This is a genomic window from Pseudorhodoferax sp. Leaf265 (assembly GCF_001422365.1).
Lineage (GTDB): Bacteria > Pseudomonadota > Gammaproteobacteria > Burkholderiales > Burkholderiaceae_C > Pseudorhodoferax.
Genome location: NZ_LMMT01000038.1, coordinates 1 through 14,326, shown reverse-complemented (window position 1 = coordinate 14,326; position 14,326 = coordinate 1). Strand labels below are relative to the sequence as shown.

General features: G+C 59.4%; 15 protein-coding genes. 7 read left to right on the top strand and 8 right to left on the bottom strand.

All coding sequences use genetic code 11. The features are described 5' to 3' along the window. Window positions 1-52: 52 nt before the first annotated feature. The 3 genes from ASF45_RS27190 to ASF45_RS37160 form a co-directional block, all read right to left on the bottom strand. The gene (locus tag ASF45_RS27190; RefSeq protein WP_056671038.1) at window positions 53-1,270 is read right to left on the bottom strand and encodes an MFS transporter; all 1,218 of its coding nucleotides are present in this window, start codon (window positions 1,268-1,270) and stop codon (window positions 53-55) included. Then, the gene (locus ASF45_RS27185; protein WP_056671035.1) at window positions 1,254-1,796 is read right to left on the bottom strand and encodes a Chromate resistance protein ChrB; all 543 of its coding nucleotides are present in this window, start codon (window positions 1,794-1,796) and stop codon (window positions 1,254-1,256) included. Before ASF45_RS27185 ends, ASF45_RS27190 begins: the two co-directional genes overlap by 17 nt. Window positions 1,797-1,922: 126 nt before the next feature. Further along, window positions 1,923-2,630, bottom strand: a complete 708-nt coding sequence (locus ASF45_RS37160) for a hypothetical protein (RefSeq protein WP_063887807.1) — start codon at window positions 2,628-2,630, stop codon at window positions 1,923-1,925. A gap of 154 nt (window positions 2,631-2,784) precedes the next feature. Here ASF45_RS37160 and ASF45_RS27175 point away from each other — a divergent pair, with 154 nt between their 5' ends. Next, on the top strand, window positions 2,785-3,741 hold the full coding sequence (locus ASF45_RS27175; RefSeq protein WP_056671032.1) for a LysR family transcriptional regulator: 957 nt from the start codon (window positions 2,785-2,787) through the stop codon (window positions 3,739-3,741). 10 nt (window positions 3,742-3,751) lie between these two features. Here ASF45_RS27175 and ASF45_RS27170 read toward each other — a convergent pair whose 3' ends face one another. After that, a complete protein-coding gene (locus ASF45_RS27170) occupies window positions 3,752-3,958 on the bottom strand; it encodes a hypothetical protein (RefSeq protein ID WP_056671030.1) in 207 nt (68 codons plus the stop codon). A gap of 128 nt (window positions 3,959-4,086) precedes the next feature. Here ASF45_RS27170 and ASF45_RS27165 point away from each other — a divergent pair, with 128 nt between their 5' ends. The 6 genes from ASF45_RS27165 to ASF45_RS27160 are packed head-to-tail and all read left to right on the top strand — an operon-like array spanning window position 4,087 to window position 11,307. After that, entirely contained in the window at window positions 4,087-4,989 is a 903-nt protein-coding gene (locus ASF45_RS27165) for a metallophosphoesterase (RefSeq protein WP_056671026.1), read from the top strand. Beyond that, window positions 4,886-6,319 carry a site-specific integrase gene (locus ASF45_RS35900; protein WP_162244063.1) on the top strand — a complete coding sequence of 478 codons (1,434 nt, stop codon included), beginning with the start codon at window positions 4,886-4,888 and terminating at the stop codon, window positions 6,317-6,319. Before ASF45_RS27165 ends, ASF45_RS35900 begins: the two co-directional genes overlap by 104 nt. A gap of 5 nt (window positions 6,320-6,324) precedes the next feature. Next, window positions 6,325-8,172 (top strand): hypothetical protein, encoded by a 1,848-nt coding sequence (locus ASF45_RS35625; RefSeq protein ID WP_156473203.1) that lies wholly within the window; start codon window positions 6,325-6,327, stop codon window positions 8,170-8,172. Then, a complete protein-coding gene (locus ASF45_RS35620) occupies window positions 8,169-10,043 on the top strand; it encodes a hypothetical protein (RefSeq protein ID WP_156473202.1) in 1,875 nt (624 codons plus the stop codon). Before ASF45_RS35625 ends, ASF45_RS35620 begins: the two co-directional genes overlap by 4 nt. Before the next feature lie 55 nt (window positions 10,044-10,098). Further along, complete coding sequence (locus ASF45_RS34130) at window positions 10,099-10,488, top strand: hypothetical protein (RefSeq protein WP_063887806.1); 390 nt, start codon at window positions 10,099-10,101, stop codon at window positions 10,486-10,488. After that, the gene (locus tag ASF45_RS27160; RefSeq protein ID WP_056671023.1) at window positions 10,489-11,307 is read left to right on the top strand and encodes a metallophosphoesterase; all 819 of its coding nucleotides are present in this window, start codon (window positions 10,489-10,491) and stop codon (window positions 11,305-11,307) included. 337 nt (window positions 11,308-11,644) lie between these two features. Here the strand turns inward: ASF45_RS27160 and ASF45_RS27155 are convergent, their stop codons facing one another. The 4 genes from ASF45_RS27155 to istA form a co-directional block, all read right to left on the bottom strand. Continuing rightward, window positions 11,645-11,992, bottom strand: a complete 348-nt coding sequence (locus ASF45_RS27155; protein WP_056671019.1) for an H-NS family nucleoid-associated regulatory protein — start codon at window positions 11,990-11,992, stop codon at window positions 11,645-11,647. A gap of 123 nt (window positions 11,993-12,115) precedes the next feature. Further along, a complete protein-coding gene (locus ASF45_RS27150) occupies window positions 12,116-12,313 on the bottom strand; it encodes a DNA polymerase (protein WP_056671016.1) in 198 nt (65 codons plus the stop codon). 170 nt (window positions 12,314-12,483) lie between these two features. Further along, complete coding sequence (gene istB / locus ASF45_RS27145) at window positions 12,484-13,275, bottom strand: IS21-like element helper ATPase IstB (protein ID WP_056671013.1); 792 nt, start codon at window positions 13,273-13,275, stop codon at window positions 12,484-12,486. Next, window positions 13,265-14,326, bottom strand: a 1,062-nt coding sequence (gene istA / locus ASF45_RS27140; protein ID WP_056671010.1) for an IS21 family transposase, incomplete at its 5' end; no start/stop codon positions are given. The genes istA and istB, both read right to left, overlap by 11 nt.

Below are 14,326 nucleotides of genomic sequence, written 5' to 3'. Positions count from 1 at the left end.
GGCACCGCGACCCATGAAGGAGCCACCGCAAGGTGGCTTTTTCAATGGCGCGCTATGCCATCTGGCGCCGCCGCAGCATGAGCCCCACCGCCGTCAGCGCAGCGAACAGCGCGCCGCAGGCGAAGGTGCCCTGGAATCCCACCAGATCCCAGAGCGCGCCGGCGATCACGCTGGCCAGCAGCAGGGCCACGCCCGTCAGCAGGTTGTACATGCCGAAGGCCGTGCCGCGCAGGTCGGCCGGCGCGCTGTCGGCGATCAGCGTGTTGAACACACCCTGCGTGAAGCCCATGTGCAGGCCCCAGAGCACCACGCCCAGCCCCAGGCCCCACAGGCCCGGCACGCAGGCCAGCACGAGATCGGCGGCGACCAGCAGCGCCAGGCCGGCGAGCAGCACGTCCTGACGCGGCCGGCGATCCGACAGCACGCCCGCCGGGTAGGCCGACAGCGAATACGCCACGCCCATCAACACCAGCACGGCCGGCACCCACATTGGTTCCAGACCGACTGCCTGGGCGCGCAGGATCAGGAAGGCCTCGCTGAACCGCGCCAGCGTGAAGACCAGGCCGATGCCGACCACCCACCAGTAGGGCGGGCCCAGGCGCACGAGTTCGCTCTTGCGCAGCGGCAGTTTGCGCGGGCGCGTCGCCTCGGGCAGCTTGGGCTCGCGCACGAAGACCACGAGCACGGCCACCGACACGAAGGCCGGTAGCACAGCCAGCCAGAACACCAGCTGGTAGTTGTTGGCCGTCCACCACATCAGGCCCATGGCCAGCAGCGGACCGGTGAAGGCGCCGATGGTGTCCAAGGTCTGGCGCAGCCCATAGGCCGTGCCGCGCAGTTCGGGCGGCGTCACGTCGGCCACCAGTGCATCACGCGGCGCGCCGCGGATGCCCTTGCCGATGCGGTCGACGAAACGCGCGCCCACCACCCAGTCCAGTGTGCCGGCCAGCGGGAACACCGGCTTGGTCAGCGCGCCCAGGCCGTAACCCACCACCGCCAGCAGCTTGCGCTTGCCGAAGCGGTCGCTGATGGCGCCCGAGAACACCTTGACGATGGAGGCCGTGGCCTCGGCGATGCCCTCGATCAGGCCGACCGCCAACACCGAGGTGCCGAGCACCGCCACCATGTAGACGGGCAGCAGCGCATGGACCATCTCGGACGAGATGTCCATGAACATGGAGACAAAACCCAGCGCCCAGACGCTGCGGGGCACGGCGCGTGCGCCGCGGGCTGGTGCCACGCTGGCGCCGGATTCAACGGTTTTCGTCATGGGCGTCGTACACCTGCTTGGCGTAGCTGTCGAGGAGAGCTTCGCACTGCTTCAGGCGTTCGGCGGCCGTGGTGGCCAGCGGGGCGTCGTAGAAATCGAGCTTGCGGATCTTCTCGAACCAGGTCTGCAGCTTCTTGAGGTCGGTTTCTTCCTCGTCGAGCTCCGCATACGTGAACTTCTGGATCGCGATTTCCTTGGCGATCTCGGCCTCGAAGTCCTGGCAGCGGCCCAGCAGTTCACGGTACTGGTCGTCGCGGTCGGCCTTGAAGCGGGCGATGACCTTGTCTTCCTGCAGCCGGTCCAGCGCGATGGTTTCCAACAGCACGCAATCGCCGTCCATGGACGCGATGTCGTTCTCCAGCACCTTGAGCTTGCGTACGTGGTCGTCGGTCTTGGGCAGCAGACAGACGCCGTTCTGCAGGTAGACCGCACCCAGTGCCTTGAGGCGGCGCCACAGCGCCATGCGTTTGGCGGTCGGCTCGGCTGGTACCTTGTAGGTCAGCAACAGCCATTTGATTGAATCCATCGCTCAGTCAAATTTGTGACGATGGTTTCATTCTAAACAGCGAATCAGCTTCATCGAGATATGAAAAAAGCCACCGCGAAGGGTGGCTTTGAAGGTTCCCGGCGCGGCCGGGACGGAACGCTGGGCTCAGAAGTAGTAGCTGCGGCGAGCACCCATGGCGTGGGCAGCATCGCGCAGTGCATTGCTGGCGTTGTCGCCGCGCAGCAGGGTCTGCGTCTGGGCCGGCACGGACTCGGCGCGGGTGGCAGCGGCGCGCAGTTCGGCCAGCATGCGCGGGTCTTCGTGGGCCGCGGCCAGGAAGGCCACGTCGGCGCGCGCCTTCTGCACGTCGCGGTACCAGCCTTGCACCACTTCACGCAGGCTGATGCGGGCCGGCGCTTCAGCGGCATGCAGGGCCGCCGCGATACGCGGGGCAGCCAGTTCGCTGCGCGACACGGCCGCCTTCAGGTCGGCCATCACGCGGGCGTCGGTCTGGGCAGTGGCCCACAGGCGTTCGTCGGCACGGTCACGGGCCACGCGCTGCGACCAACCGTCCAGGCGCTGCACCATCGCGGTGGCCAGGCGGCGAGCGGGCGTGGCGAACAGCGCCAGTGCGGCGAAGGTCACCAGCCACAGCACGACCCAGGCGGCCATCAAGCGGCCATCGGCCCAGCTGTCGACCATGCGGTCGGCCAGCACCAGCAGCGCGGAGACCACGGCAGCCAGCAGCAACGCGGCGATGCCACGGGTGCCGTCGAAGCCTTGGCGCAGGCTGCCTGCAGCCTGGATTGCCGCTTCGACGCGCGCAACGCCGGGGTGTTGTTGAGGATAGTCGACGTGAACAAAGCTGGTCATGGGGTTTTCCTTCTCTTCGCCACCTGGGTCGGCAGCGGCATGGGGTGAATCTTAGGGTTTGCCCTAGTGTTCTTCAACTTTATATTCATGATGCTGGACATTCACCGTGGTGATGAATAGAGTCGCATGCGAACTCATAGACACCCCAAGCGCCATGGCCGCCCCGAACTTCCGCACGCTGGATCTGAACCTGTTGCGCGTTTTCGACGAGGTGCTGGCAGAGCGCAGCCTCACGCGCGCAGCACGCAATCTCTCCCTGACGCAGCCCGCCGTCAGCAATGCGATCCAGCGCCTGCGCGACGCGCTGGGCGATGAATTGGTGCAGCGCAGCGGCCAGGGCATCGAGCCCACGCCGCGCGCCATGGCGTTGTGGCCCGCCGTGCGCGAGGCCTTGCGGCAGCTGCAGGCTTCGCTGGCACCCAACAACTTCGACCCGTTGTCAGCCGACAACACTTTCGTGTTGGCGATGGCCGACGCCACCGCCGCCATGCTGGTGCCGGGGCTGGTGGACATCCTGGAAGACGAGGCGCCGGGCATCTCGCTGCGCGTGGTGCCACTGACCACGCGCGACCCGCGCCGGCTGCTGGACGACGAGACGGCCGATCTGGCCGTCGGCTTCTTCCCGGCCGTGCTGGCCGACCTCACGGCCCGCGCGCAGGTGGGCAAGGCCGTGCCCTTCGAGCACCAGCGCCTGTACGACAGCGAATACGTGTGCGTGATGCGGCGCGACCACCCGCTGGCCGGCGGCACGCTGACGCTGAACCAGTTCTGCGCCGCGCGCCACCTGCTGGTCAGCTTCTCGGGCCGGCCCTATGGCTTCATCGACGAATCGCTGGCGCTGCTCAAGCGCGAACGCCGCGTGGTGCTGACGGTCAACCAGTTCTTCACGGCCGGCCGCGTGGTGGCCAATTCCAATCTGCTCACCGTACTGCCACGCCACTTTGTCGAGGCCACGGGCATCGCCGAGCAGCTGGTGCACCAGGAGTTGCCGTTCGACGTGGCGGCCGTGCACGTGGCCGCGCTGTGGCACCGCCGCACCGACCTGCAAAGCCACCACCAGTGGCTGCGCCAAGCCGTGGTGCGCGCGGCCGAACAGGCTTTTGCGCTGTGAGGGCGCTGCTTCAGCGCACCACGCTGAGCCAAGCCTGCGCGGCGCTGCGCAGGCGGCGAGCCTCGTGCGGGTCGTGGCCGGCGAGGTTGTCCGCGCTCTCCAGCAGCGCGAAGGCGACTTCGCGGGCGGCGCCATCACGGGCGCCCTGGTGGGCAGAGGCTGCGGCGGAAGCGGTCCACCCTTGGTAAACGCGGGCAAACCAGGAAACGATCAACATACAAACACCGCTTGTGGCGGTCCAAAGTTCAGAGTGATTGAAGAATAAGGGTTATCCCTAGGGTTGCAAGTCCTGGCCCATGCAGTTCACGCATAACCTTGGCATGGCCCTGCGCAGAACACGATTCCATGAAATTTCAGCTGCTTTCCGACCTGCACCTTGAAGTGCACACCAACTTCGTGCCCGAGCCCGTGGCCGGCGCCGATGTGCTGATCCTGGCCGGCGATGTCGGTTCCTACCAAACCGGCTCGCGCATGGCCGATGCCGATTTCGGCCTGCGCCTGTTCGCCGGTTGGCCGGTGCCGGTCTATTACGTGCCCGGCAACCACGAGTACGACATGCTGGACGTGGACGCCACAGCCCTGCGCCTGCGAGAAACCTGCGAGCGCCTGGGCCTGCGCTGGCTGGACCGCGAGGTCGTCGAACTGCCCGGCGCAGCCGCCGATGGCAGTGCGCTACGCCTGGTCGGCAGCACGCTGTGGACCGACTACGACGCCATCGGACCGGCCGGGCGCGGCGGCCACTTCTCGCTGGCCGAGCAGTTGAAGGCCAGGCACAAGGCGTTCCGCGCGGCCGACCACTACCTGCGCCGCACCGGCACCACGCGCCACGGCCAGCCCTGGCTGGCCGCCGAAATGCGCGAGGAAGGCCTGGCCTGCCAGCAGTGGCTGCGCGCGGCGCTGGCCCAGCCCTTCGACGGCACCACGGTGGTGGTGACGCACTTCGCGCCCAGCCTGCACAGTGCCGACCCGCGTTATGGCCTCACGCCAGGCACGGCGGGCTTCTGCAATGCACTGGACGACCTGCTGCCCTTCGCCAGACTCTGGCTGCATGGGCTACTAGCAAGTAAACCACTCTCGACACTGTTCGCAAGTAGGCCTAGCATGGACACTCAAAGGGCATGCCTTGCCCTTAGGAGCCGTCGCAATGGACCGTCCGCGCCGCCACACCCTTCCGCTGCTACAGCTCGCAGGGCTCTCAGACGAAACCAGCATTTATGCCTTCTTCGTCGATGGAGAAGACCGGCATGACGGATATTTCCTAAGCCCTAAGAAGTTCGTATTCCCCACGTCTTCCGACGCTCCTCCTGCTGAGGACCACCTACTGCCACTGTTTCCATTGGTGCTAAATGCTGATGGAAGTCCGTGGCCGGAGGCCACCCTGTACCTCCTCGACTTGGCAACAGAGGCAGACCAGTACGAGCCTCAGACTCTGGGATACAAAGCTGACGATTTGTCCAACTACCGACAATTTCTCGACGACTCCGAAGTCGACTGGCTTGATTTCCCTAAACTAAAAAACAAGAGACCAACCTACAGGTACAAAGCATATTTGAAACGTCTTGTGGATTTGGAGCGCCTGCCTCGCAGCATCGCTAATCGCAGACTGGGCTCCGTTGTAGGCCTCTACTCTCGGCTCATCCAGGATGGGCACGTCCAACTCGCCCATGAACCTTGGAAGATGAGACCCGGCGTAAGAGTCTTCTTTGCTTCAAGCACCGGGCCACTTCAAAAACAAGTCATGGCCACCGACTTGATGATTGCGACTACCGAGAGGAGCAATCCTTTTGACGACTGCATCCAAGACGAAGGAAAGCTAAGGCCCCTTCCTCGTAGCGAGCAAGACGTTCTGCGAGAAACCCTCAAGAAAATTGGCAACACCGAGATGACGTTGGTTCATCTTCTCTCGCTTGTGTCCAGCGCAAGGATTCAAACCGCACTTACGCTGCGCAAGAAGAACTTCATAGCGCCACCTGAAAGCGTTAAAGGTCAGGAAGTACGTCTATTGTGCAAGGCATCGCTAGGCATTGACACAAAAAAAGGAAAAGTGGGGGTCTTGCATGTCCCCATTCAACTGTATCGAATTTTTCACACCTATATCCACAGCGAACGATACCGTAGCCGAGCGAATAAAGCCGATGGCGGCGACCAAGCAGAACAGTACGTTTTTCTCAGCCACAACGGAAGTCCATTTTATGACGCCAAACGAGATTTAATAAAGTCTCTTCAAACCAAGCAGCGAAGATATAAGCGCACCGGGCAAGCCGTGCGCCAGTTCATTAAAGAGAAAGTGCTTCCTTTGATGCAGAAGGCGCTCTCCAATCCAGATTATCACTTTCAATTTCATGACCTCCGAGCCACCTTTGGACTAAGGTGGGTAGAAGCAATGGAGCCGCTTATCCAATCAGGAGCCATTACGTACTCCAAAGCGCTAGATGACCTCTCAACGTTAATGTGGCACTCATCTACACAGGTGACTGAGCAGTACCTTAAATACAAGAGCCGCCGCAACGACGTACGCAAGATGAACGAAGCCTATCAGGCGGACCTAGATGACTTAAGTTTATTCTTTGACCCTTAAATACAATGCGCCAGCCCATCGTGCTATTGATGCCAACAAGCCCCCTTCCCGCAATTGCATTTCCTGAAAACCTATTCCTAAAATGGAGCGGAATTGCTCGTTTGTTGGATATCGGCCAGATAAGTTATCTGCAACGAAAGACCAATAGCAATGCTCGGAAAAATCACACCTTTGACGCCGGCTCTCTATGCGAAGTTCGTCGCCGCTGTGTAATTCAACTTGCATCTGCTATAGCTGAGCATCAGAACGAAGAGGGTCTTCGTGACAACTCTATCTACTTTAAAGCACGCAGTGCGCTATGGTTCATTGATTGGGCTGACGAGAATGGGTACGAATTTGACCTCTCATCTGCTTCTGACACATTGCGGGTTGCCGCTCACTGGATTACATTCGAAAAGCAGCGTACCGCAGCCCTCACACTAGGTTCGCAGAATTCCTCTGCCAATATTCAATCGGCGGCCATAGGCATACTGCGCACCTATTTTCATGACGATAGTTGGGGAGCCGAACTCAAGCCGACCAAAAGACGAAAGCCGAGGACTTCTACAACGGCCGTGCCTTCCCGGTCTGACAGAAACCGCCTTTACGCAACCTGTAAAGCGCTGTTCACCACCATTGCAAATCACGTTCTTTCCTGCGAGTCATACCCAATAACGGTGAAGGGTCCCTTTGGGGAAAACGGTACCACAACGGAAATCGCTATTCTCAACGGTGGCAAGCTTCTATCAGAAAGTCCTAAGGGATACAGCCGGGAGACAGGAAGGCCGCTCTCGTATGAAGAGATTCTAATCACCCTCCCAAAAAATGGATTCTACTTCCGCCAAGCTGCGAGGGGGACTGCAGAATACAGTCATGCGAACTTTACCAAGGCCAACCTTCCTCGAAGCGCGACAAGACTAAATCACGCGACTTTTGCAGCACTATGTTTCGCTGCAATGTTCGTCGCGACTATTGGTCAGAATATCGGATTCATCTGCGCGCTAGATGGCGGCGAGGAGCCGGACCTCGTTAAAGTTACCAAGCAAAATTACCGTGGCATTCGATGGCGCGCACGCGGAAAGGAAGTTACTGTCGAGGTGCCATTAGATTTTCTTCCACTGCTTCGACTGTACACAAAGCTTAGGAGCTATTTGCTCGAACCCCATACCTCGAGTGCTCTTCTCTTAACCACAGACCATCGAGATTTTCCGGTTCGACTGCCGGAGACTTTTCTTCCGTTACTGTACAAACGGCTTCAGTCACTACGCGTTCAAGTGCCTAAGCTTAGCGCTCGGCAGCTGCGCGCCGCCAAACAAGACTTTGCGATATCAAACGGGACACCCGAGGACGCTTCGGCGCTGATGGGGCATGACATTAGAACGGGAATTAGGCAATACTCGAATGGAAATAGCAAGAAGCAACGAGAGGAAATATCGAAATTCCTTGAGAGGCTTGAGCCGCCGTCATTGTCGCCTGAGTGCGCGGAGGATACGGAAAGTGCAGTTGGCGGGTGCTCTAAGTTCGGCTCGCCAGTCGCCATGGAACATGCCCCCGTCGAGCCAAAATGCCGAAGCAGCGAGAGCTGTTTATTCTGTCAGCGCAATCGAATTCATGAGACAGCGGAAGACCTTAGAAAACTGCTAAGTTGCAGGTTTTGTCTTCGCGAACTCTCTATGTCGACATTATTTTCGAGCGAAGAGCGTGCAACTTACTCGAAAGTACTGGCAAGGCTAGACCTACTCATCGCGGAACTCAAGGTGCGACTCGATGCCACCGCCTTTGAGCGATGTCGCGCAGATGTCGAAGACGATGGAAACCTTCATTCGTTTTGGTCCGCGAAGCTTGACCAACTCATTGCTTTGGAGATGGTATGAAGTGGGTACACGGTCCGGTTAGTTATGAATCACCAGACTACGACACGCTTCGAACCCCTCCCGAGGCGGTTGTGTCCATAGATGAAAAGGGCGCAGCAATATCCCTCCTTAACGACGACTACTGGGACTTGCGCCGAGTATGGACCGCTCGCGTGAATACCGGAATTAACTTCAGAAATTTCTTGTCTGACGAAATATCAGAAGGGCTTGCCGCGGTCATTAAGTGCGAGGTAAAGCAGGCCATATACCACTTGATGTTTGACAGTGATGGATTCCCAGCTTTCGGCACTCTATTAAGCAGGTCAGGCTGCCTAAAGTGGCTGGGTAATCTTTGCGGCAAGGAGGGGCTCACTTTGGGCGAGGGGCTGCAGAACATAGATTTTCTTCTGAAATTATGCAAACTGGCACCCGGGCGGGTCTATGCGCTGACGGGGACACTGGGCGTTCTATCGGCGATAGGCTCCTCTCGCTGCGGCTTTATTTTTGACCATGCGAAGCTGCTAGAAACCCTGTTACCCATAGGAGCAGCATGGCGTGAGGATGTTAATCAGCATGCGCCTATCCCGTCAGAACTCTATTCTCGCCTCATCAGCGGACTGGAAGGTGAGCTGCGAAAGTTCGAGGCGCTTTCCAAAGAGTTCACGGTGCTGCTAAAGCAAGTACTAGATAATGAGAAAATTTCTAATCCATCAAGCGAAATCCAAGGGCTCCTAAAGTTCTATGGGGCGAAGAACATTAGCCGCCATTCTGTTGGTGCAGTTGTGACGAAGCTTTCGATGGTCTTCGAGCTGCTTATCTTATTATTCAGCGGCATGCGTCATATCGAAGCTAGGATGCTTCCGTTCGACTGCCTAAGCATGGAACTGGTGGATGGCCGCTGGGAGTATCTCATTCATGGGTTTTCCACAAAGGAGAACGGTGGGCTTCCGTCTCCGGATGTTTGGGTTACCAGCTCACTAGGCGCAAGGGCAGTCCGTAGTGCCCAAGCCATATATCACGTCATTCATAGAGCGTTTCAAAATCAAGGTCATATCAAGAATCGAACAAGAAGTATTGCATTGTTTTGCGCTCTCGGGATTGGGTTTAACCGCTATAGGCCCTCAGTCACGCGCCCGGCGCACTCTTTAGGAAGTATCGCATTTCGACTCAATCTTGTCATCTCAGAGAACGACGTCGAAGAATTGATGCTCATCGATACATCACGCGAATGGAAATCCGAGCCACAGTTTTCTGTTGGAACGGTCTGGCCACTCCAGAGGCATCAGGCTAGGCGAAGCCTTACCCTATACGCACACGCAAGTGGCATCGTGAGCTTCCCGAGCCTAAAACGGCAGTTGAAGCAAATCATCGAAGCGGTCACTCGCTATTACGGCAAGGGCTCACATCTCGCCCCTGATGCGACACGACGGGGACGTGCCTTCAGGCACGTCGCAGCTGAATGGAAAGATAACCAACCGCTCGCGGTCTATTATGCTTACCTCAAGCAAGTTCTTTTCGCAGATGAGGCGCTTGCTGGAGGACACGGAAACTGGGTAGGCAGCGCGGCAGCGCAAGGTTTCATAGCAGACTTTGCGGATAAGGAGATTACCTTGGACAAGATTCGCAAAGGGGAAATATGCTACCGCGAAACGGTTCTGGGAGGGTGCACGTCTACCTCGCGGTGCGAGCGTCTCCCGCTCGAACTTTTCCCCAAGGAATGCCTAGAGAAGAATTGCCGCCATCTGGTGGTTTCACCAACGAAGCTGAATGAGGTGATTGACTCCCAAAAACTGGTGGTCGCAAAGCTGCGCGCTGACTACCCCGGGAGTGTTGAGGATAGACTCGAAAGCGACGTCTTGGGCGTACTTGAGAAATTTAAGATGGCTATCTAATGTTAGCTTCTTTACTCCCCATACTATTCCGCTATTTAGTTGAGGACGCATTATCATGCCTGAGGCTCTTGATGAATATAGGGCAGCCCTCTCGCGCCTTGTGGCCCGGGGGGAAGTAATCAACAATAACAGCGTGTCGAGAGAGGCTGGCCGACTAGATGGAAGCATCAAAAGGAAGAGGCCAGGCTTCGCGGCTCTAATAGAGGAAATTGACGCTGCACGACGCGAGTCTTGTAAGCGGAAGAAGGACCCCACGACGACGATAGATGGGCTGCGCGGTGACATACGCACTCTCAGCGGCAAGCTCGACGCATCATTGGCTCGTGAGGTATCGCTTCTCCACGAGCTACGCTCATTGAAAGAGGAGCTTACGTCACTACGCGGGGGAGGGACGGTGGTGCCGATTCTTCGCGCAGCCGCTGCAGACAGTGAAAAGGATACCTGAATGAAATTTCAACTGCTCTCGGACTTGCATCTGGAACGCCAGCCTCACTTCGTTGCGTCACCGGCAAAGGGCGTCGATGTCCTTGTATTGGCTGGGGACATAGGCTCATATCAAGAAGGTAGCTTACTTAGTTCCGACGATTTTGGTTTGACGGCATTTTCACCCAAGCATTCGCCCTGGAAGACGGTTGTTTACGTGCCTGGAAATCACGAGTACGACCAGCAGGACTTTTCGCGAACCCATGAGAAGCTCAGGCGAACTTGTCAGAAACTCGACATTCTTATGCTAGAACGCGAAGCAATTGTTATTGACGGTGTACGATTCCTAGGCACGACGCTATGGTCTGATTTTGATGCGTTGGCGTTGCAGGTTGGGCTGGCAGTCCCCCCTTCACTACCAGAGGTCCTACGAAATCGCGAGAAGGCTTTCAGGGCAGCCAACTTCTATCTGAGGAAGTACAGCACTTTGTACAACGATGCCCCCGTTTTGGCTGATGGCATTCGGGAGTTGGGCCTCGAGTGTCAGCGTTGGCTTGACGCCGAGCTTCGTACAAACCATCACGGAAAAACTGTCGTTGTCACCCACTTTGCCCCAAGTCTACTGAGTGCAGACCCAAGATACGGAAGAACGCCGGGCACCGCAGGATTCTGCAACTCCTTGGATGAACTGTTTCCCTACGCGGATGTCTGGGCTCATGGACATCTGCATTGTCCAAATGAATATCAGGTCGGAAGGTGCCGAGTAGTATCCAATCCACTTGGTTACCTCGACAAAGGGGAGCAGGAATTTTTCATTCCAGAGTATGTAGTCGAGGTTTGAACTGGACACCTGTGCCATTGGAAAACTGCGATTCTTACAGGCTGGATTTTTGGGTGAGTTTCTAGCGCCGCAGTGCGTCACGTATTGGACCTCTTCCCTCGCCCAGCTTCTACGCCCATGACTCTATGCTGCAGCCGGTCGAGCTTGATGGCAAGCCATGGCGCTCCCAAGGCGATTCGCGCATGTCGCAATCCAGCTCACGACGGCACCACATGGACGCGAGATTGTCGTTACTCGGCTAACGAAGACTTGAATTTGTCGCCAAACAGCTATTTAGCCTCGACAGCAAAATTCTAGCCTGGGGTCCAGTGCGGAGTTCTGGCTGCAGTCCCTGAGGCTACGACCGCACGCGGTCGGCGGCCGCAGCCATCTCGGCAAGATAGGGGCCCGCGTCTGGCCGCGGGCGCTCGATGAGGAAGTCGCTCCGGTCCTTGCCGGCAATCCAAGCCGGTGGCTTTCCACGGCCGCTCCAGGTCTGGCCGGTTTTCTCGTTGAGGTACTTCGCGCTGCTCTTCTTCGCGGCGGCTGGCTTCCAAGGGAAGACTTGCTGCGAAGTGAAACCGAACTCGGCCACGAGCTCGTGAATGGTCCTCAGCGCTTGGGCCGACTCTGTCTTGCGGCGACTCGCGATTTCCGCGTCCAACTTGGCGCGCTCGGCCAGCAACTCTTTTAACGTTTGGGGCATCTGTTCCACGTGAGCGTTGCGCTCTCTTTTGCAGCCTGCATTATCTGTTCACATGCTGTACGCCGAAGTCGGCCGCGGCTTGGTTGCAAGCGAGGATGAGCAGGTCGGTTAGTGGAAGTCTCGTTAGACGGTCGAAAGCCCAGCCAACATAGGCGTGAGGTCCGCCAGCCGATGCGCAATGAGGTTCATCACGTCGCCTTCGCGCTGCCACCTGCCCTGGACCGCCAGCAGTTCAGCGCGCAGAACTTCCTCCCGCTGCTTCTCGCGCAACGAGCGCCACACGATGACCTGGACAACGCCGGTCTCGTCTTCCAATGACATGAAACTGTGCCATTGGCGGTTTCGGGCTGCTGCCGCAGCGTGACGATGGCGGCGTAGCGGACCCACGCTCCATCGCGCGCGCGTGCAAGTCCATGGTGTTGATTTCCACGTATTCCTGACCCACCATTTCCATCGAACTTTGACCCACCCTGGATAGAGCCCAGCAGGGCTCACGGTGTGGATAACTTCTTCGGTTTGGACTCCTTCTTGATGGGTTGCGCGGAGCTGTTCTTGAACCGGTAGCTGTCGTTGCCGGTCTCAAGGATATGACAGTGATGCGTGAGGCGGTCCAAGAGTGCCGTGGTCATCTTGGCGTCGCCGAACACGCTGGCCCATTCGCTGAAGCTCAGGTTGGTCGTGATGACCACGCTGGTGCGCTCATAGAGCTTGCTGAGCAGATGGAACAGCAAGGCCCCGCCCGAGGCGCTGAATGGCAAGTAGCCCAGCTCGTCGAGCACCACCATGTCTATGTGAGCCAGGCGATGGGCCATCTGCCCGCTTTTGTTGCAGACCTTCTCCTGCTCCAGCAAGTTGACCAGCTCGACCGTAGAGAAGAAGCGAACCCTGCGCCGATGGTGCTCGACGGCCTGCACACCAATGGCGCTGGCCAAGTGCGTCTTGCCCGTGCCCGGACCGCCGACCAGCACCACGTTCTCCGCGTTCTCCATGAACTCGCAGCGGTGCAGCTGGCGCACCAGGGCTTCGTTCACCTCGCTGCTGCTGAAGTCGAAGCCGGCCAGGTCCCGGTACGCTGGCAGCTTGGCCTGCTTGAGCTGGTAGGCCACGGCCCGCACTTCGCGTTCGGCCGTCTCGGCCTTGAGCAGCTGCGCAAGCATCGGCTGCGCGGCCTCGAAGGCCGGTGCCCCTTGCTCGGCCAATTCGGAGACAGCCTGCGCCATGCCGAACATCTTCAGTTCGCGCAGCATGATGACGATGGCAGCGCTGGCGGGGTCATGGCGCATGGCGCACCTTCCTTTCCGACGCCCGCAGGTCGTCATAGCGGTTCACGTTGGCAAGCGGTTCGCGGACCAGGCGCAGCGCCTGAGGTGCGGTCACCGGTGGCGGTGCGGCCTTGCTGTCCAGCAGCCGATGCAGCACATTGAGCACGTGCATCTTGGTCGGCACGCCGGCCTCCAGGGCCAGCTCGACGGCGGTCAGCACGGCCTGCTCGTCGTGGTGCAGCACCAAGGCCAGCACCTCGACCATCTCGCGGTCGCCGCCGGGTTGCTTGAGCAGAGCGGCCTGCAGCTGGCGGAACGCCGCTGGCAGTTCAACAAAGGGTGCGCCGTTGCGCAGCGCACCCGGCTTGCGCTGCAGCACCGCCAGGTAGTGCCGCCAGTCGTAGACGGTGTGGCCAGCGCTGTCGTGGCGCCGCTCGATGACGCGCCGGTGCTCGCACAGCAGCTGGCCCTCGGCCGCGACCACAATCCGCTCGGCATAGACGCGCAGGCTCACCGGCCGGTTGGCATACGAGGCCGGCACGCTGTAGCGCACCCGCTCGAACGTCACCAGGCAGGTGGGCGAGACGCGCTTGGTGTGCTCCACAAAGCCATCGAAGGGCCGCGGCAACGGCATCAGCAGTGCCCGCTCCTGCGCCCATACGTCTGCGACGGTGCCTGGCAGCTTGCCGTGGTCAATCTCGCGCCACAGGGCCATGCACCGCCCCTCCAGCCAGTCGTTCAAGGACGCCAGCGTGGCGAAGGCCGGCACTGGCTGCCAGAGCCGGTGGCGCGCATCGCGCACGTTCTTCTCGACCTGGCCCTTCTCCCAGCCAGAGGCCGGGTTGCAGAACTCCGCCTCGAACAGGAAGTGGCTGACCATGGCGCCGAACCGCGCATTGACGTCGCGCTCCTTGCCGCGACGCACCTTGTCGACGGCGGTCTTCATGTTGTCGTAGATGCCGCGCCGAGGCACGCCGCCCAGCACGCGGAACGCGTGGTTGTGGGCATCGAACAGCATCTCGTGCGTCTGCAGCAGGTAGGCCCGCACGATGAAGGCGCGGCTGTGGCTGAG